The sequence below is a fragment of the Streptomyces sp. 2A115 genome (assembly GCF_052245575.1).
Classification (GTDB): Bacteria; Actinomycetota; Actinomycetes; order Streptomycetales; family Streptomycetaceae; genus Streptomyces.
The window spans coordinates 72,913-90,755 of the sequence record NZ_JBQQCG010000011.1 but is presented as its reverse complement, the minus strand read 5'-3'; the positions used below and the strand labels follow the sequence as shown (position 1 = coordinate 90,755).

Here is a 17,843-nt window from a genome sequence, read left to right as displayed (position 1 = left end):
TCCCGGACACGCCTGATGGTTGCGCGTGGGAGTGCCCGAGCCGCTCAGGCGCTCGCCGTCTCCGCTCCCGCGACCCCGGCGCGCTTACACGATCAGGTGGTCGCCGTTGATCGGTCTATCCGGCGAGCGCGGCTGCGCCTTATCCAGGACGTATGGATGATCTCCGTACGTCATCAACGCACCACGAGACGCACGACCGGAAGCACCACCATCCCTTGTCGCGACGGCAGTCACGACCGTGGCGGGCACGACCACGGCGGCCGCGGCACTCGGCCTGACCGCGCCCGGCGCCACCGCCGCACAAGGGTTCGGGGGCGGGGACGCCGGGAGGCCGGGAGGGCCGCCCCTGGACGTGTCCTACGGCTGGTTGCCCTTCATGCCCTCTTGCATCGCGAGCAGCTCCTCGTTCGGGACGGCGCCGCCGAAGCGGCGGTCGCGGGAGGCGTACTCGACGCAGGCTCGCCACAGGTCACGGCGGTCGAAGTCGGGCCACAGCACGTCCTGGAAGACCATCTCGGCGTAACTCGACTGCCAGATCAGGTAGTTGGACGTGCGCTGCTCGCCGCTCGGGCGCAGGAAGAGGTCCACGTCCGGCATGTCCGGGTAGTACAGGTACTTCTGGATGGTCTTCTCGGTGACCTTCTCCGGGTCGAGTTTCCCGGCGGCTACGTCCGCGGCCAGGGCCTTCGCCGCATCGGCGAGCTCGGCACGCCCGCCGTAGTTGACGCAGAAGTACAAGGTCATCGCGTCGTTCCGCTTGGTCTGCTCCTGGGCGACCTGGAGCTCCTGGACGACCGACTTCCACAGCTTGGGCATACGGCCGACCCACCGGATCCGGATCCCGAGCTCGTCCATCTCGTCCCGCCGGCGCCGGATGACGTCCTTGTTGAAGTTCATGAGGAAGCGGACCTCTTCCGGTGACCGCTTCCAGTTCTCCGTCGAGAACGCGTACAGGGAGAGGTTCTTGACGCCCAGCTCCAGGCAGCCCTTGAGGACGTCCATGACGACGCCCTCGCCGACCCGGTGCCCTTCGGTGCGCGGCAGGCCGCGCTCCTTGGCCCAGCGGCCGTTCCCGTCCATGACGCACGCCACGTGGCTCGGGATCAGCTCACCGGGGAGTTTGGGCGCGCGGGCGCCGGACGGGTGCGGCTCCGGCGTCTTGTACTCGCGGCGCTGGCGCCCCAGGATCCCGCGTACCACCATGTGCTTCTCGTCTCCCTCTGGGCTTCTGTGGCTGGCTCTGGTCTTTTGCGGCTTGGCTCTGGCCCGGCTCTTTTGGGGCTTGGCTCTGGTCATTTAGAACTGGCTGGCGCTGGTCTCTTGTGGGCTGGGCTATTTCTCTACGTAACGCAGGGAGCGCAGGCCGCGCTCCAGGTGCCAGTGGAGATAGGCCGACACCAGGCCGCTGCCCTCCCTGACGTACCGCGACTCGCACGCGTCCGCGGTCGCCCAGTCTCCGGTCAGCAACGCGCCGAGCAGTTCCAGGGCCTGAGGCGAGGGTACGACGCTGCCGGGCACCCGGCAGTCGACGCAGACGGAACCTCCCGCGGCGACCGAGAAGAACCGGTTCGGTCCGGGCATTCCGCACCTGGCGCAGTCACCGAAGCTGGGCGCGTAGCCGTTCACGGCGAGGGAGCGCAGCAGGAAGGCGTCCAGGATGAGGTGCGGCTCGTGCTCACCCTGGGCGAGCGTCCGCAACCCGCCGACCAGCAGCAGATACTGCTGCACGGCGGGCTCGCCCTCGTGGTCGGTGAACCGCTCGGCGGTCTCGAGCATGGCCGTCCCGGCGGTGTAGCGCGCGTAGTCGGCGACGATCCCGCCACCGTACGGAGCGATCGTCTCGCTCTGCGTGCACAGCGGCAGCCCGCGCCCGATCAGCTCACTCCCCCGCGCGAAGAACTGCACGTCCACATGCGAGAAGGGTTCGAGCCGCGCCCCGAACTTCGACTTGGTCCGCCGCACTCCGCGGGCCACGGCACGTACGCGTCCGTGACCGCGGGTGAGGAGCGTGATGATCCGGTCCGCCTCACCCAGCTTCTGGGTGCGCAGGACGACGCCGTCGTCCCGGAAGAGGCTCATCGCGGACCCCCGCCGGTTTCCGGCATGCTCTGGTCCGCCTCACCCGGGTCATGGGTGCGCAGCACGTCGCCGTCGTCGCGGAACAGACTCATGGATCCATTCTCGCGTACGGAGTCAGCGCGTGTGGTCGGGGTTGCTGATCGCGTCCCAGGGAGCCAGGTTCCAGGGGCTGGTCTTGTTCGCCGGGTCGAGGAGCGACCGCAGATGCGCGTCGGAGACGGCCTGCGGGGCGGGGAAGCCCGCGTCCGGTGTGCCCTGGAGGTTGTCCCGCCACACCATCCGCCCCAGCAGATAGTGCTCGGCGTACTCCTTCCAGGAGCCGTACGACCTCACCACCGCCGGCACGATGTTCTTGAGCGCCGTCCACGCCTCGGCCTCGCTCAGCATCCCGGCCGCGAAGCCCCGGCGGGAGATGTCCACGTACAGTCCGGCGTCCCACGCCAGCGGTTCGACACCGAGCCGCAGCCGCGCCCGCGCGCGGTAGCCGCTCCGGGCGAGCCCGTCGAGCCGGCCGACCAGCGCGTCACGCGAGGTGATCTCCCACTGGTCGGCCAGCCACCGCCGGGCCTTCTCGTCGTCGATGCGGGTGAACGGGTACAGGGTCGTCCGCGAGGCGTCCCGGTCACGGCTCACCGGTGCGCTCAGCGACACCATCCACAGCTGGTGCATGGTGAGCGGAACGGGGTACTTGCGCGCAGCCTTCGGTCTGCGACGGTTCCATATCGCCATCCTTTGATCTTCTCAGGGAATCCCGGCCTTCAGGCCGGGCGGGCATGCGATCGTCGGCCCGGAGGCGCGACGCGCCGGAGTTCTCTGCCTCCGGGGTGACGGTCAGGTAGGCCGCTTCTGGTTCTCGATGTAGTCCTTGACGATGCTCAGCGGTGCGCCGCCACACGACCCCACGAAGTACGAGGGTGCCCAGAACACCGGCCCCATGCCGATGCGGTTGATCCGCCGTGATCGCCGTGGACTCCCGCAACACCTCCAGGACCTGCCCCACCTGCGGTCACGTCTCAGCGGAGAACCGGCCCACCCAGGAGAAGTTCCACTGCGTCTCGTGCGGCCACAGCGCGCACGCGGACACGGTGGGCGCCCTGAATGTTCTACGGGCCGGGCTGGTCCGTCGCGACGCCCAACCGGCATAGCGAGAAGCCCCGCCTTCACTTCAGGCTGGGGGAGGAGTCACATCGCCATGGCGTCGCGCCCTATGACAAGCCGTTGCTCAGGGATTCACGGGCCCCCCGCGAGGGGCCTTCAAGGGACCTCGCCCCGGCTGCGTGCGTTGGCGTACGCCGTCGCCGCGCTCAGCCGTTCCGCCATGGTGGCCCCCCGGACGGTGTCCGGCTCGCAGTCCCACTCCTTGCCGCCGCCGAACGGTCTGAGCTGTACGTACGGTCCCTCGTGCCCCATCACCACTCCCACCCGGCCCGTCCTCGTGTCGACGACGTACGTCCCGATCTTCGGCTTCATCCGATCACCGCCGCGAGTCGGGCCGCGAGTCGGGCGGCCGTCTCGACGGAACACCGACCCAATTCCACGAGCGGACAAGGGGCCTCTCGCGCCAAAGTTGCCCGGTCGATCCCGAGTGTCGGCAACGTAATTCCTGCGGTCGCCAGTGCTGCGCGCAATTCCTTCACCGTTTCCTCCGCTTGTTCGACGCATGCCGCCGAGTGCTGTGCGCCGTGGCCGGGCTGGTCAGCCTTCACCCTGTTCCCCTTTCCTTTTGGGTTTCACGCTTTTCATCTCCACGGTGACGCCGGCCGCTTAGACTTTGGAAGACCTCTACGCTCAGCAACGTTGGTGCAGTACAAGGGGGGTTGGCCATGGCCAACGGTTCGCGTCAGGCGGCTTGGGAGTTCTTCGGCACGGAGTTGAAGAGACGACGCGAGGAGGCGGGATTCACTCAGGCGGAGTTGGGTTCTCGCGTTTTTGTGTCGGGCGGCTACATTGGGCAATTCGAACAAGCCATTCGGAAACCGCAGCTGGATGTGGCGGGGAGGATCGATGAGCTGCTGCAAACCGATGGCTTTTTCGAGCGGATGTGGCGGAAGCTCATCGATGACCACCGGTATGCGGATTACTTCGCGGCGGTTGTGGAGTTGGAGCGGCTGGCGATCGGCATCTCCGAGTTCGCGCCGCTGGTAGTCCCAGGCCTGCTGCAGACGCCCGCCTACGCTCGTGCGATCACGCGAGCGACCAACCCGTTCGTCTCCGCCGAGTACGTGGAGGACAAGGTCGCTGCACGCATGGAGCGTTCGCGCATCCTCACAGACGCTACAAGGCCCGTGTATTGGGCGGTGCTTCAAGAGAGCGTGCTTCGCACCGTTGTCGGCGACGCGGCCACCATGTCGCAGCAGTTGGACCACATCGTGGCACTCGCCCGGGACTGGGTGGTGATGGTGCAGGTGCTCCCGTTCAGCGCGGGCGCCTGTCCGCTCCCTACTGGGACGCTGAAGCTGATGGAGTTCGAGGACGCACCGCCAACCGCCTATACAGAGGCGGTGTTTTCGGGGAATCTGCTGGACGATCCGGCGCTGGTGAAGCGCTCACAGGGCGCATACGATCTGATCAGGGCCGCCGCATTGTCGCCGGAGGCGTCCCTGGCCCTGATCGAATCGGCGGCGGAGGACTACAGGCGATGCGCGAGTTCGACCTGAGCAACGCTCGGTGGCGCAAGAGCACGTACAGCGACGGCAACGGCGGCGACTGCGTCGAAGTTGCCGCCGGAGTCCCCGGCGTCGTACCCGTCCGGGACAGCAAGTTGCTCAACAGCCCTGTGCTGGTCGTGGGAGCTGTCGCCTGGACGGAATTCATCGGCGCCGTAGCGGAGTAACGCCACCGCCTGCTTTCAAGTGAACGGGGGCCGCCCGCTTCTTGGCCAGTGTCGTGCTTCCACGGGTGAGAAGCGAGCGGGCGGCCCGAGGGAAGGGGTCCCACGGGTCGGCCGAGGGTGCGGTGGGCAGGGAGGGGGCCGGGGCTTGGGGTGCGCGGTGGCGTCTCGCCTGCACGCCGGGTGGGCTCAGCGGCTGAGGGTTGGTGGGTGGGGCATGCCGGTCGACGGGAGCGGACCGGCAGGAGCGCATCGGCCAGCCGGAGCTATTCGGAGTCACGATTGGAAGGTTTGGGACAGGGCGGGTCCAGGTGGCGGTGTCCCAAACCTTCCAATCACTCCCTGCCAGCTGTGGGACTGTGAGAGACGGGTCAAGCGGCCCGGGGCAGCAACCGGTTCGCATCCGCCACCTCGTCCCGACCCGTACACCGTACGGATCAGTTATCGCGCCACCGGCCGTCGGCCGCTGAGCCGACCCGGCGTGCCGGCGAGGCGCGGACGCGCCCGCAAGTCCCGGGTGCCCTCCCTGCCCACCGTTCCCTCGGCCGACCAGTGGGACCCCTTCCCTCCGGGCCGCCCGCTCGCTTCTCCCTCGTGCTGGAGCGGGCCGTGTCAAGGGTGGAGCGAAGCGGAATCGGCGTAGCCGACGCGACCGCAGGGAGCGCCCTTTACTCGGCCTGCGGAAGCACGACACTGGCCAAGAAGCGGGCGGCCTCCACGGCAACCTCGTCAGGTCTCGTTAGCCATCCCCAGCTCGCGTTGGAACCCGGTCACGCCCCCTTCGGGAACGTCACCTCCACGCGGCGGTTCTTGCGGCGGCCCTGTTCCGAGGTGTTGTCGGCGATCGGGTAGTCCTCGCTGTAGCCGCGTACCTCGAAGGTGATGTCGCCGCCGAGGCCTGTGGCGAGCTCGTCGTGGACGGCTTCGGCGCGCTTCTTGGAGAGGGTGACGCCGTGGGCGTACGAGCCCAGGTTGTCCGTGAAGCCGAAGACGCGGACGTTCGTGGCCTTCTGAGCCTTGATCTCCTCCGCGATCGCCTGGATGCGGGAGCGCGCCTCCGGGTTCAGTTTCGAACTGTCCTTCGGGAAGAGGACCTCCGCCTGGAGCGCGAACTTCACGTCCTCGTTCGTGTCCTCGCGGCGTTCCTCACCGCCGAGGTCCTCGACGACCGACTTGATGTCCAGCACGCGTGCGGGCGCGAGCGTCGCGCCGTCGCCGAGCTTCAGGCCCGGGCTGTTCGCGTCCACTTCCGGGGGTGGGGAGGTGGTGACGCTGCCTGGGGGGGCGCTGGGGTCACCTTCGTCCGCGTGGGCAGAAGTGAGGGGGGTCAGGAAGACGAGGGTCGTGAGGGCGGTGAGTGTGGTCGCTGTGGTGCGGAGGGTGAGGGGCATGGTTACTCGCCCTCGGAGAGTTCGACCGGGGCGGGGGGCATGGATCCCACCTGGAAAGTGACCTCGCTGGTGCCCTCCGGCGGAGCCGGGAACTGGGCGAACCACTCGGTGGTCTCGCCTGACTGGAGGCCACCCGTGAACCTGGTGCAGAGGCAGCGACCCTCCGTGTCGCGAAGGACCAGATACTTTTTCTTGCCGGCCTGGTCGATCAGGCTGGCACCGGCGATGGACCCGCCGTTCCCGGCCAATTCACGCTCGTCGCCCCGCCAATCCGCAGCCACCCATGACTTGCCACTGCCGTTCGTCACTGTTCCCTCGACGGTGACGAAGCCGCCCTCGTCTCGGGTGGCCGAGGTGACCGCCAGAGTCAGGCCGCCTCCCTTGACTTCGGCCAAGGCCTGCTGAGCTGGGGGTGCTTGGGACTCCTGTTTGTCGTCGCCCCCGTCGCTCTTTGTCGGTGCCGAGGACGACGTGTTCTTGTCCGAACCGCCGTCGTCTCCCCCACCGCAGCCGGCCACCGTGAGGATCAGCCCAGTCGTGATCGCAACCGCGGTCAGTGCCCTGCGGCCCTTCATGGTGTGCCGAAAGTCCATTGGTACGGCTTCCTTTCACTCGGCCAGATGCACAGAGAACAGCACGGACGCGTCGGGAAGGTCGTCCAAATCGAAATCTTCGGGGTCGATGTCCACGGGTTCGCCGTCACAGTTCAGCTCGACGATGTCCTCGGGGGCCTCGGGTACGTCGAATTCGCAGCGGGGTTGGATGACGGCAACGGCATCAGCCGTTGCCTGCATGCCCTCCGTGCCCGGGATGATCGAGTCCCCGACCGTGTAGTTGGTCTGTATCTCCACCTGGTAGCCGGGGTACTCGCCCCCTGTCCAAGGCCCGAACCCCACGACGGTCGCGTCGTTCTCGGCTGCCAACTCATCGGCCGCGGCGGCGGCTTCGGCGCCTTCGTACCCTTCGCCGCCCAGCCAGTCCAGCCAGTCGTCGTCCACGCCGATGGCACCTTCGAGGCCGTCCATCAGCTCGTCCCGAGCGCTCTGCGCCGCAGCCAACGCAGCGGCGTCCGCCGCGGATTGAGCTCCGTTCCGGGCGGACGCCGCTTGGGCAAACGCGAAGAGCGCGAACGCAGCGAAGAGCAGAATTCCCGTCAGCCAGATGTAGATGGGGAGAGTCTGCCCTCGGTCGCTCCGCAGGCGTGCGAGGATCAGCCGCCGACGACCTCGGTGACCGCGTCCAGGATCGCGCCCGAGATCAGACCGTCGAGCCCCAGCCCGTCGATCAGCGTGAAGATCCCGGCGATCAGGATCATCAGCCCCGCGTACTCCACGAAGCCCGCTCCCGCGTCTCGGTCCAGCCCCCGCATTCGGGAGGCCACGGTCCGGATCCACCCTCGAACCGCTCGCTTCGCCCCCACGGACGTCTCCGGCTCCAGGCTCTTGGTCACAGCGATCCCTTCCCTCCCACCCAAACCCACTACCGTCCCGCGCACCGTACGTGAGAACCCGCCTACTACGGGTGGGCCCAGGGACCCAACTTCCCGACATCGGAGTCACCGGTTCCACCCCCCGTGGGCCGTGCCCAGCCAGTGGGCGATCGCTTCGCTGCGCGAGGAACTGTGCAGCTTTGCGAAGATGCGGTTGATGTGGTTCTTGACGGTCTTCTCGCTGATGAAGCACGTGGCGGCGATCTGCCGGTTGTTCATGCCGGCCGCGATGAGATCCATGACCTCCACCTCCCGTGAACTCAGCCCGAAATCCGATGGGTTGCGGCCGCGGCGGTGGAGCCCCGCCGCGTAGGCGGGTCGAGCCTTTGACGACTGTGCCACAACTGGTTGCAGGTGCGAAGAGTTTTCGTTCGGTTCGTACGAAACGCTGAGCGAATCCGAGACAGATCCAGATCCGGAGACGGATCCGGAGACGGAGTCCGAGAAGGAGTCCGAGAGGGAGTCCGAGACTGCCGCGGCTGAGGGCGTGAAGGCCGAGCGCCCGTCGCTCGCCCCCCGTACCGCCTCGATCAGTTCCTCCGCCGTGAACTCGCCGTGCACCAGGTAACCGACCGCGCCCAGCCGCAACGCCTCGGCCACCACCTCGGGTTCGCGGCTGTACGTCAGCATCATGACGGGGGCGAGACGGGCCAGCGAAGGGAGTGCGGTGAGGCCGTCCGTGCCGGGCATGCGTACGTCCAGGAGGACCGCGTCCGGGCGGTGGCGGGTCGCGGCCGTGACCGCCTCCGCGCCGTTCGACGCCTGTGCCACGACCCGGATGTCCGGGTGGGCGCCGAGCAGGGCGGCGAGGCCCGCTCGGACGACCGGGTTGTCGTCGGCCACGAGCACTCGCAAGGGCGGGCCGGGAAGTGCCTGCTCAGGCATGTGCGGCCTCCTGGTGGGGAGTGTTTGAGGGGGGTGTGGGCAGTGGATTTCCCGGATTTCTCAGCGGGAGGTCCACCTTGATCTCCGTGCCTCCGTGCTCGCCTGGGCGCAGTTGGATGCCCGCGCTCATTGACGTCGCGCGCTCCAGCATGCCCAGCAGACCGAAGTTGCCGGACTTCGCCAGGGCTTGTATGTCATTCAGGGATACGGACGTGCCGGTTCCGTCGTCTCGCACCGTCAGGTGCAACGCGGACTCGTCAGCGTCGACGTCCAGGCACACCTCCACGCGGGTCGCGTGGGCGTGCCGGTACGTGTTCTCCAGCGCCTCCGCGACGATCGCCAGGAGCTGGTGAGCCGCCCCGGGAGGGAGTACATGGGCCGGGGCCGGGGCCGAAGTCGGGGCCGAAGTCGCAGTCGCAGTCGCAGTCGCAGTCGGGGCGGCCATGTCCGGGTAGCAGAGCTTCGCCGATAGGCCCGTACGGGACTCGAAGTCCCGTACCCGCGCTGCCAGTTCCGTCCACAAGTCGCTCGGGCCGCTCACCAGTGCCGTGTGTCGGCGCAGGTCCGTCAGCAGGTCGCGGGACTCCGCCGCCGCGCGGCGTGCCGCGCCCGCCACCGCGGTGGCCTGGTCCTTCAGGGCGCCGGGGTCCGTGTCGTGGTCGGCGGAGACCGCGAGCGCCTCGGCGGACAGGGCCAGGCCGTGCAGGGTCTTCGCGACGGAGTCGTGCATCTCGCGGGCCAGGCGGGCCCGTTCGGATTCGACGGCCTCCGCCACGGCGAGGCGGGAGTTCGCCTCGGCGAGGGCCTGGCTGGCCGTGCCGAAGCGGAACATCAGGTTGCGGAGGGTTACGCCGATGATCCCGGCCGCGACGCAGAAGCCGGCGATGAGGAGAGTGCTGGCGCCGGTACCCGGGCGGTGTTCCCAGGCCCTGAACACCGTGAGCAGGACGACGAGTTGGAGGCCCGTGAAGATGCCGGAGCCGCGCCAGCCGTAGAGGAGGCCCGAGAGGAGCGGGGTGCAGACGGCCGCGTACGCGAGGGGGGAGGCGGGGGACGCGGTCAGCAGGAGTATCGCGCCGAAGAACAGGTCCACCGCCATGAGCGTGGGGTGGGCGAGGAGGCGCGGCGCGAAGCGGTCCCAGTCCCTGAGCATGGCGTACGAGCCCATGACACCCAGGACGGCGGCGGCCAGTACGCCGTAGCGGGACGGGCCGTCCGCCGCGTTGGCCGTCGCGAACGGGGCGCCGATCGCGATCAGCGTGAGACGGACCGCGAACGCCTGGCGGCACAGGGCCTGCAGGGCGTTGAGCTGGAGGCGGACGCTGCCGGGCGCTGCCGCGTCGTCCGCGAAGTAGCCTGCGGCTCGCTTGGCAGGGGGGGTGGTTTGGGCACTGCGGGTCCGTTGTGGCTGGTCGCGCCCACGCGGCGGAGCCGCAAATGCCACAGCCCCGCGCCCCTTGAAGGGGCGCCATGCCCACCGGCGCTTCCAGCTCCCCGCCATCTCAACGCCCCAGAATCGAGCCGAAGTTCGTGCCCGAGCCCATGAACATTCCCGTCGCGATGAGGATCATCGTGGCCGGGAGCATGAAGACCAGCGTGACCATCGTCGCCTTGGGGATCGTCTTCGCGGCCCGGCGGCGGGAGTTCTGGGCGTCGGTGCGGCGCATGTCCGTGGCGAGCTGGATGAGGGTGTCGGCGATCGGGGAGCCCAGCTCCTCACCCTGCTGCAACGCCGAGACGAACTGGGCCACTTGCTCCGACGAGTTGCGTTTGCGCAGCTCGTCGAAGGCCTGGCGGCGGCTGACGCCCATGTCCATCCGGCGCAGCGTAATCCTCAACTCGTCCGCCCACGGGCCCTCGTACCGCTCCGCGACCCGGTCCAGCGCCTGCCGGAAGCCGAGGCCCGCCGACACCACGACCGCCAGGACGTCCAGGAAGTCCGGGAGCGTGCGGTCGATGACCTCCTTGCGTTCGCGGATGGCCTGCCAGATGAGGGCGTCGGCGGCGAGGAGGCCGAAGGCCAGGGTGAGGAGGGCGAAGAGGAGCTGGCCGTTGGTGAGGAAGACCAGTCCTAGTACGACGCCGAAGATGCCGTACACGGCTCGGCGGGCCGCGTAACGGTTCAGGGTCAGGCCGCCGGGGTTGCCCGCCATGTCGATGCGGCGGCGCTTGGCGTCCACCCGGCGTGGGCCCATCAGGCGCAGGACGAGTGGGGCGAACCGCATGCCGAGGCGGTCGACGGCCGAGTCGGCCTTCGAGACGCGGGTCGAGCCGACCTCCAGGGCGAGGGCCAGGTCGCTGGGGAGCTTGGCGTCCGCGCGGTACATGCGGAGGCCGAGGAGGAAGCCTCCGACGGCGAGGCCCATCAGTGCGGCGAGCAGCAAGGCCAGCAAGGTAATCCCCTCCTCCTCATCTTGAATTCGCTCTCATCTTTGAATTTCTTCTCGCCTTTGGATTCGTGCTCGTCTTTGGATTCGTTCTCATACTTCGATCTTGCCGAGGCGGCGGATGACGAAGAAGCCGATCGTGTACAGGCCCATGGCGATGAGCACCAGGGTCTGGCCCAGTGGGGAGCCGGTCACCTTGGCCAGGGCACCCTCGTTCGACGAGTTGATGAGGAGGAGGGAGCCGAGGCCGAGGAGCGGGACCGTGAAGGCGGTCGCGTTGACCTCGGAGAGCATCGTGCGGACCTCGCGGCGGGTCTCCTTGCGGTCCTCCAGGGTCTGGGTGAGGTTCCGCAGGGAGTTGACCACGGAGCCGCCCGCCTTGTTGGACAGGACCAAGGTGGTGACCAGGACTACGAGTTCGCGGGACGGGAGGCGTTCGGCGAGTTCGCCGAGGGCGTCGTCGACCGAGCGGCCCAGGGTCAACTGGTCTGCTACCCGGGCTAGTTCCTCGCCTGCCGGAGCCTCCAGCTCCTCCGCCGCCATCGCCAGGGCGGTGCGCAGGGCGAGGCCGGCAGCCGCCGCGTTGGCCAGCAGGCGGGCCACGTCGGGGAGTTGGTTGATGAAGGCCTCGATGCGTTTTTGGCGTTGCCAGTTGAGGAAGATCGCGGCGCTCCAGGCGCCGGCCAGGCCCGCGATGGGTCCGAAGAAGGGGGCCAGGGCGGCGGCCGCGATCAGCCAGAGGGCGACGACCACTGCGGCGACGTACGTGAAGAACTCGCCCGCCGTCACGTCGAGTCCCGTCGCCGAGAGGCGCAGGTGGATGGTGCGGCCCAGGCGAGTGCGGCGAAGGCGGCGGTCGACGGCCGCGAAGCGGCGGGCGCGCCCGGCGGCGGTGCGCAGGGGGCCGCCGCCGGAGAGGCGGTCGACGAGGGCCTGGCGCTGGGCGCGGCCCGACGCGTACGTGTGCACGCCCGCGACGGCGAGAGTGCCGAACAGGACGGTGGCGCCGAGGGCGAGCAGGGCGGCGTTGTTCACGGCTCGCTCCTTCCGACTGTGAAACCTGCGGTGGTCGTCATCCCGGCCGTGAAGCCTGCGGTGGTCGTCATCCCGACTGTGAAGCCTGCGGTGGTCGTCACCCCGACTGTGAAGCCTGCGGTGGTCGTCACCCCGGCCGTGAAACCTGCGGTGGTCGTCATCCGATGGCCTGCCTCGTGTTGAGTACGTCGATGACTTCCGCGACCCCGAAGGCGGGCGGTAGCGGTTCGTTGGCGACGTACAGCTTCTCCGCGACCGGGCGAGGCAGCGGGAAGTGTTCGAAGTGGCCGTGGACGACGCGGTCGGGGCCGGGGGGCCGGGCGACGAAGCGGGTCACGGGGACGACGCGGAACTGTTCGCGGCCGTGGGAGACGAGCAGCGCGATCTCGGTGACCTTGCGGGAGCCGTCGGCGTGGCGGGAGAGCTGGACGACGACGTCGACCGCCGAGTTGATCTGGTCCTTGAGGGCCTCGAAGGGGATCTGGACCTCGGACATCGAACCGAGGGTCTGGAGGCGCATGAGGGCGTCCTCGGCGGAGTTCGAGTGGACCGTCGCGAGGGAGCCGTCGTGGCCCGTCGACATGGCCTGGAGCATGTCGAGGGTCTCGCCGCCTCGGACCTCACCGACGATGATCCGGTCGGGGCGCATACGGAGGGAGTTGCGGACCAGGTCGCGGATGGTGATCTGGCCCTTGCCCTCCACGTTCGGGGGGCGGGACTCGAGGCGGATCACGTGTTCCTGCTGGAGCTGGAGTTCGGCGGAGTCCTCGATGGTGATGATGCGCTCGTGGGACGGGATCAGACCGGAGAGGGCGTTGAGGAGCGTCGTCTTGCCGGTGCCCGTACCGCCGCTGACGATGACGTTGAAGCGGGCGCGGACGAAGGCGGCGAGCAGCATGAGCATCTGCTCGTCCAGCGATCCCAGGCCGATGAGCTCCGGGAGGGTGTACGCACGGGGGAAGCGGCGGATCGTGAGGGTCGGGCCGGTGAGGGCGAGCGGCGGGATGATGACGTTGACACGCTCGCCGGTGGGGAGGCGGGCGTCGACCATGGGGTTCGACTCGTCGACGCGACGGTTGACCGTCGAGACGATGCGTTCGATGGTCTGCATGAGCTGCTCGTTCGACGCGAACCTCAACGGGAGCTGCTCCACCCGTCCCGCTCGCTCCACGAAGATCGAGTCCGGACCGTTGACCATGATCTCGGTGATCGACGCGTCGGCGAGGAGCGGTTCGAGGACGCCGAGGCCGAGGGCTTCGTCGACGACTCTGCGGATCAGTTGGGAGCGCTCGGTGGAGGAGAGGACCGGGCCCTCTCGGCTGATGATGTGGCCGAGTACGCGTTCCAGGCGGGTACGTCGCTCGGCCGCCGCGAGGCTCGACATCTCCGCGAGGTCGATCTCTTCGAGCAGCTTGGCGCGGTAGACGGCGACGAGGTGTCCGTCCTCGCGGCCGGCTCCCCCTTCTTCGGGGGTGGTGATACGGGCTCGCAGGCTCATGGGGTCAACTCCTCCCGGTCTCTCGGTCTCGGTCTCGGTCTCGGTCTCTGGGTCAGTCGTCGGTGGGCATGGTGGCGTTGCGTTGCACGGTCACGGTCGGCAAGAGGGGGATGACCGCGGGGACCTGGATCGTGACGGTCGCGGTGGTGAGGTCGGCGCCCTCGGGAGCCGATACGTTCGGGTTGAGCCATCCGCTCACCGCCGCCTGTCCCGCCGCCGCCCCGTCGTCGCCCTGGGAGGCCGCCCGCGCCGCGGCTCGGGCGGCCGTACCGGCCTGGTTGATGCCGTAGCCGATGAGGCCGAGCTGGATGGCCGCCATGCCGATGAGGAGGAGGACGGGGAGGAATCCGGCGAACTCCAGCATGGAGACGCCCCGGTCGTCCCGGAGGCGTTTCAGGACACGTTTCACGAGGCGCTTCATCCGTCGTCCCCCTCCCCCTCCAGCGCGGCCCCCGCCTCTCCTTCGACCGTCCAGTTCACATCGAAGCCGGGGAAGAAAAGGGGTACTTGGGCTCTGACGGTGGCCTTCATGACCGTCCCGTCCGGGGTGCAGCCGATCTGGGCGCCGTCCCAGGCGCCCGGCAGATGCTCACTGCCCGCGTCCTGGCAAGCACCGCCGTAAGCACCCGGATTCACCGCGTTCGCCGCCGTGGCCGCCCTGGCCGCCTCGTCCGCCGCGTTCCCCGCCAGCGAGTACGTGTAGCCGTACAGCACGCACTGCCACAGGATCGTCATCACGACGAGCAGCAGGGGGAACATCCCGGCGAACTCCAGAGTGACCGCGCCCCGGTCGCCCTGAGCCTTGCGGCGGAGCGCGAGGGCTCCCCGGTCCGAGGACGCCTTGCGGCGACGCCCGCCACCGCCGCCGCCCTCCTGCGCGATCACCAGGCCCAGCTCCCCCGCCAGGGCCCACAACGCCTGCTTGACGGTCGAGCGGGCGTCGAGGTCCTGCATGCGGCCCGCGTCCACCACGGACTGGAGTTCCTTGAAGGCGGCGGGCACCGTGGAGCGGGCGACCTTGGTGCCGGTGACGCGTTCGACGAGGGACGGCTGTATCTCCGTACCGCGGGAGAAGCGGTTGACGACGGTCAGCGTCTCCTCGGCCTTGCGGATCTGGAGGCGGTCCCACATGCGGACCATGCGTTTGGCGGCGCGGACGGCGACGACGTCGGGGGTGACCAACAGGAGGGCCTGGTCGGCCAGTTCCACGGCGGCCGCGTTCGCGGCGTTCAGCTGGGCACCGCAGTCGACGACCACGACGTCGTAGCGGGAGCGCAGGGCGCCCAGGACCTGCCGGGCCACCCGGTCGGTGATCTCCTCGCCGCGCTCGCCCTCGGCGGGGGCGAGCAGCAGTCCGAGCCCGGTGTCGTGGGTGTAGACGGCGTCCTGGAGGACGCGCGGGTTGATGTCGCTGATCCCGGCGAGGTCGGCGATGGAGCGGCGGAACTGCACGTCCAGGTACGAGGCCACGTCCCCCGACTGGAGGTCCAGGTCGAGCAGGGCCACGGAATGGCCCGACGCCTGTGCGGCCAGGGCGAGTTGGACGGCGGCGACGGTCGCGCCGACGCCTCCCTTCGCTCCGGTCACCGTGACGACCGTGCCGCCGGGGCCCGCGTACAACTCGGGCGTACTGCTGCTGCCGAGATGGCGCCGCATGCCCATGGACCAGGCGGCGGCCGCCTGGACGCGTTCGGCGAGGGCGTCGTAGCCGAGGGGCAGGCCGACGATGCCGCGGGCGCCGGAGTCCATCGCGGCGGTCAGGACGTTGGTGCTGGTGTCGGCGGTGATGAGGACGACGCCGACGGCCGGGAAGCGCAGGACCAGGTCGTGGATGACCTCCAGCGCCGGGACCGGGCCGATCCGCTCGTGGACGAGGACGACCTCGGGGAGTTCGTCCAGGGACTCCGCGGCCAGCCGGGCCAGGGTGTCGAGGAGGGCCGTGGTGTCCGCGACCGGCGGGGCGGGCTCGGCGTCGGCGAGCTGGCTCAGGAGCGTGGTGAGCGTGCGGGCCGAGTCGATGTCGCCGACGGCGGGCAGGATCCTGATGGTCATCGGCCGGTCCCTCGGCCGGGCCTGGGGCGATACGCCCTGGGCCCTGCCGTCAAGGGCCTCGCGGTGGCTGAGCGCATCACGGCCTCCTACTTGTCCTCGTCGAGGGTGTACGTGCGGTCGCCGGGGGCGACGGTGGCATCGGCGCCGCCCGCGACCAGGGCGAGACGGACGTGTTCGGCGAACGACTCGGCGTACGCGACGCGTTGGGCGTCGGCGGTGGTGAGGGCGAAGGTGATCGGGACGGCCTCGTTCGCGGTCCGGCGGCGGTCGTTGCTGGACTGGCCGGGGTCGAGGGCCGTCAGTTTGCCGACGTCGATGACGCGCGCGTTCTCGACGATGACCTTCGACTGGTCCTTGCCGTTGTCGGTCTCGTCCTTGAACGTGGCGTAGATGTTGACCTGCGAGCCCGGGTTGATCTTTCCGGCCACGCCGGTCGCCGCGTCGATCATGATCGCGATCTCCTGCTGACCGGGCGCCAGTTCGGGCCGGTCCACGATCATGTCGGTCTGGAGCAGCGAGCCCTCCTCCAACTGCGTGACCGCGATCTTGCCGCGGATCTGGGAGAGGCTGGTGACGGCGGTGGACGACAGCCACCGCTCGGGCATCGAGACCTTCTCGAACTGGTCGGCCGACAGCTCCTTGTAGGGCGCTATGTCGCCCTTCAGGCGGTACGCCGCGACCTCCGGGCCGACCTTCGAGTTCACGTCGCGGATCACCGAGAGCACTCCGGCGAAGGCGCCCAGGGCGCACAGGGCCGAGAGGACCAGCAGAATGACGCCGCGGCGCTGGCGTGAGTTCATGACGCGGGCAACCTCGATCGTGGGGCGGGGGACGGCGGGGTCGAGCGGTCGTGCTGGGCGTACGTGTCGTGCACTGTTATTCGGCTGTACGTGTAGGACTGCGTGACTTGCGCGTGCCTTAGGTGACTTGCGTAAGTTGTGTGTGCCTGACGTGACTTGCGTAAGTTGTGCGTGCCTGTCGTGACTTGCGTAAGTTGTGCGTGCCTGTCGTGACTTTCGTGGCTTACGTAGTGCCCCGGGGCAGGGCGCGTACCGAAGAGGCTGCCCGCGCCGCGGCTGTCGGAAGCTCCCGTGACCGCGACCGTGACCGTGCTGACGCATGTGCCTGCGCCTGAACCTGCGCCTGCGCATGTGACGGCGGCAGGGACTGTGACTGCGGCGGTGGCAACGGCGCCGCGCAGAACCCGCAGCGGTCACCGATGAGTTCGAGCCCGCACCAGTGGCACTCGTCGCGCCGCACGGACGAGACCAGTTGGTACAGCACGGACACGTCGTACAGCCCCGCCGCGAACTCGGCGAGCTTGCCCGTTCCCCACCAGCGGGTGGACTCTGCGGGCAGCGGCACGGTCGCGACGCCCTGTACTCGCCAGGCGGGCGCGAGCGTCGCGGTGAGCCACTCGGCGGGCAGCTGCCCGGGCGCGACGAGCAGCCGCGTCCCGAACTCGGGCCCCGGGAGCTCTCCTTGGCCGACACGGATGAGCTGCGGCCGCGGAGTGGCCAGTACGGCGAACTGGGCGCCCGGCACCCACGACTTGGCGTGCGACTTCAGTGAGACCGGCACCCGGTCGAGCTTGGCGACCGAGCTGAGCAGGGCGCCCGAGTAGATGTAGTGCGCGAGCAGCCGGGCGGAGGAGGCGAGCACGCCGGGGCTGAAGTCGCAGACGGAGAGCTGCCGTAACTGCTGGGCGAGCAGGGCCAGTCCGAGCGGTGGCAGGTCGATGGCCAGCAGGGCGATGCGGTCGCTCTCGAGGACGGAGCGCACGGCGTGCAGCCGCCGGGTCACGTCGCCCGGTGTGGAGGACGGGTACAGGGCGATCACGTACCCGTGCTGCTCGACGAGCGCGTGCATTCCGGTGAGGGAGCTTTCGAGGCTTTCGAGGGGCTGGACGGCGGCGGGCGGCGTCTGCCTGTCGTGCGGTGGGAGCACCAGATCGGTACTGGTGACGGCTATCGCGGTCGGCACGCTGCACACCACCCCGTTCACTGCGGCGGGGTGGTCAACCACCGCCTCAGATCGCCCCTGTTTGGTCATGAACCTTCACAGAAGGCCACACATGTGACTGACATCGCAACTCACATCGCAATCGACATCGCCACTGTGACGGCCTTCCGCACCTGCACCTTATCCACGGCATGCCCGGCTCAACACCGAATCCTTGAGATCAACTCACACAAGG

At 69.0% G+C, this 17,843-nt stretch carries 19 protein-coding genes and 2 pseudogenes; 3 read left to right on the top strand and 18 right to left on the bottom strand.

The features are described from left to right. Positions 1–357: 357 nt before the first annotated feature. From ACTWQR_RS12660 to ACTWQR_RS12645, 4 genes and pseudogenes are all read right to left on the bottom strand, one after another. Positions 358–1,203, bottom strand: a complete 846-nt coding sequence (locus tag ACTWQR_RS12660) for an isoprenyl transferase (protein WP_443227101.1) — start codon at positions 1,201–1,203, stop codon at positions 358–360. A 129-nt stretch (positions 1,204–1,332) separates the two neighbouring features. After that, positions 1,333–2,079: a DNA repair protein RecO gene (recO, locus tag ACTWQR_RS12655; protein ID WP_443227100.1), complete on the bottom strand. Its 747-nt coding sequence runs from the start codon at positions 2,077–2,079 to the stop codon at positions 1,333–1,335. Between the two features lie 114 nt (positions 2,080–2,193). After that, positions 2,194–2,808, bottom strand: a complete 615-nt coding sequence (locus ACTWQR_RS12650) for a DUF1266 domain-containing protein (protein WP_443227099.1) — start codon at positions 2,806–2,808, stop codon at positions 2,194–2,196. A gap of 102 nt (positions 2,809–2,910) precedes the next feature. Continuing rightward, positions 2,911–3,009: pseudogene (locus ACTWQR_RS12645) on the bottom strand (transposase); the annotation flags it as partial. A 26-nt stretch (positions 3,010–3,035) separates the two neighbouring features. Between ACTWQR_RS12645 and ACTWQR_RS12640 the strand changes: the two are divergent. After that, positions 3,036–3,224, top strand: a pseudogene (locus ACTWQR_RS12640) (zinc ribbon domain-containing protein); the annotation flags it as partial. A gap of 109 nt (positions 3,225–3,333) precedes the next feature. Here the strand turns inward: ACTWQR_RS12640 and ACTWQR_RS12635 are convergent. After that, complete coding sequence (locus ACTWQR_RS12635; protein ID WP_443227098.1) at positions 3,334–3,549, bottom strand: hypothetical protein; 216 nt, start codon at positions 3,547–3,549, stop codon at positions 3,334–3,336. A 353-nt stretch (positions 3,550–3,902) separates the two neighbouring features. Here ACTWQR_RS12635 and ACTWQR_RS12630 point away from each other — a divergent pair, with 353 nt between their 5' ends. Together ACTWQR_RS12630 and ACTWQR_RS12625 are read left to right on the top strand one after the other, a co-directional pair. Next, the gene (locus tag ACTWQR_RS12630) at positions 3,903–4,736 is read left to right on the top strand and encodes a helix-turn-helix domain-containing protein (protein WP_443227097.1); all 834 of its coding nucleotides are present in this window, start codon (positions 3,903–3,905) and stop codon (positions 4,734–4,736) included. Further along, a complete protein-coding gene (locus ACTWQR_RS12625; RefSeq protein ID WP_443227096.1) occupies positions 4,718–4,912 on the top strand; it encodes a DUF397 domain-containing protein in 195 nt (64 codons plus the stop codon). Before ACTWQR_RS12630 ends, ACTWQR_RS12625 begins: the two co-directional genes overlap by 19 nt. 767 nt (positions 4,913–5,679) lie before the next feature. Here the strand turns inward: ACTWQR_RS12625 and ACTWQR_RS12620 are convergent. The 13 genes from ACTWQR_RS12620 to ACTWQR_RS12560 all read right to left on the bottom strand — a co-directional run bounded on the left by ACTWQR_RS12620 (position 5,680) and on the right by ACTWQR_RS12560 (position 17,629). Beyond that, positions 5,680–6,300: an OmpA family protein gene (locus tag ACTWQR_RS12620; protein WP_443227095.1), complete on the bottom strand. Its 621-nt coding sequence runs from the start codon at positions 6,298–6,300 to the stop codon at positions 5,680–5,682. 2 nt (positions 6,301–6,302) lie between these two features. Continuing rightward, positions 6,303–6,893 (bottom strand): hypothetical protein, encoded by a 591-nt coding sequence (locus ACTWQR_RS12615; protein WP_443227094.1) that lies wholly within the window; start codon positions 6,891–6,893, stop codon positions 6,303–6,305. A 15-nt stretch (positions 6,894–6,908) separates the two neighbouring features. Continuing rightward, the gene (locus ACTWQR_RS12610; protein ID WP_443227185.1) at positions 6,909–7,499 is read right to left on the bottom strand and encodes a pilus assembly protein TadG-related protein; all 591 of its coding nucleotides are present in this window, start codon (positions 7,497–7,499) and stop codon (positions 6,909–6,911) included. Positions 7,500–7,510: 11 nt separating this feature from the next. Next, positions 7,511–7,690 carry a hypothetical protein gene (locus tag ACTWQR_RS12605; RefSeq protein WP_443227184.1) on the bottom strand — a complete coding sequence of 60 codons (180 nt, stop codon included), beginning with the start codon at positions 7,688–7,690 and terminating at the stop codon, positions 7,511–7,513. Between the two features lie 165 nt (positions 7,691–7,855). Further along, positions 7,856–8,674: a response regulator gene (locus tag ACTWQR_RS12600; RefSeq protein WP_443227093.1), complete on the bottom strand. Its 819-nt coding sequence runs from the start codon at positions 8,672–8,674 to the stop codon at positions 7,856–7,858. Beyond that, entirely contained in the window at positions 8,667–10,118 is a 1,452-nt protein-coding gene (locus ACTWQR_RS12595) for a sensor histidine kinase (RefSeq protein WP_443227092.1), read from the bottom strand. The genes ACTWQR_RS12600 and ACTWQR_RS12595 overlap by 8 nt, the downstream gene beginning before the upstream one ends. 58 nt (positions 10,119–10,176) lie before the next feature. Continuing rightward, a complete protein-coding gene (locus ACTWQR_RS12590; protein WP_443227091.1) occupies positions 10,177–11,067 on the bottom strand; it encodes a DUF5936 domain-containing protein in 891 nt (296 codons plus the stop codon). An 87-nt stretch (positions 11,068–11,154) separates the two neighbouring features. After that, positions 11,155–12,096 carry a type II secretion system F family protein gene (locus tag ACTWQR_RS12585; protein ID WP_443227090.1) on the bottom strand — a complete coding sequence of 314 codons (942 nt, stop codon included), beginning with the start codon at positions 12,094–12,096 and terminating at the stop codon, positions 11,155–11,157. A gap of 157 nt (positions 12,097–12,253) precedes the next feature. Continuing rightward, on the bottom strand, positions 12,254–13,594 hold the full coding sequence (locus tag ACTWQR_RS12580) for a CpaF family protein (RefSeq protein WP_443227089.1): 1,341 nt from the start codon (positions 13,592–13,594) through the stop codon (positions 12,254–12,256). Positions 13,595–13,646: 52 nt separating this feature from the next. After that, entirely contained in the window at positions 13,647–14,015 is a 369-nt protein-coding gene (locus ACTWQR_RS12575) for a TadE/TadG family type IV pilus assembly protein (protein WP_443227088.1), read from the bottom strand. Further along, positions 14,012–15,646 (bottom strand): AAA family ATPase, encoded by a 1,635-nt coding sequence (locus ACTWQR_RS12570; protein ID WP_443227087.1) that lies wholly within the window; start codon positions 15,644–15,646, stop codon positions 14,012–14,014. The genes ACTWQR_RS12575 and ACTWQR_RS12570 overlap by 4 nt, the downstream gene beginning before the upstream one ends. Positions 15,647–15,732: 86 nt before the next feature. Next, positions 15,733–16,446 carry a Flp pilus assembly protein CpaB gene (cpaB, locus tag ACTWQR_RS12565; RefSeq protein WP_443227086.1) on the bottom strand — a complete coding sequence of 238 codons (714 nt, stop codon included), beginning with the start codon at positions 16,444–16,446 and terminating at the stop codon, positions 15,733–15,735. Positions 16,447–16,669: 223 nt separating this feature from the next. Beyond that, the gene (locus tag ACTWQR_RS12560; protein WP_443227085.1) at positions 16,670–17,629 is read right to left on the bottom strand and encodes a hypothetical protein; all 960 of its coding nucleotides are present in this window, start codon (positions 17,627–17,629) and stop codon (positions 16,670–16,672) included. Positions 17,630–17,843: the final 214 nt, after the last annotated feature.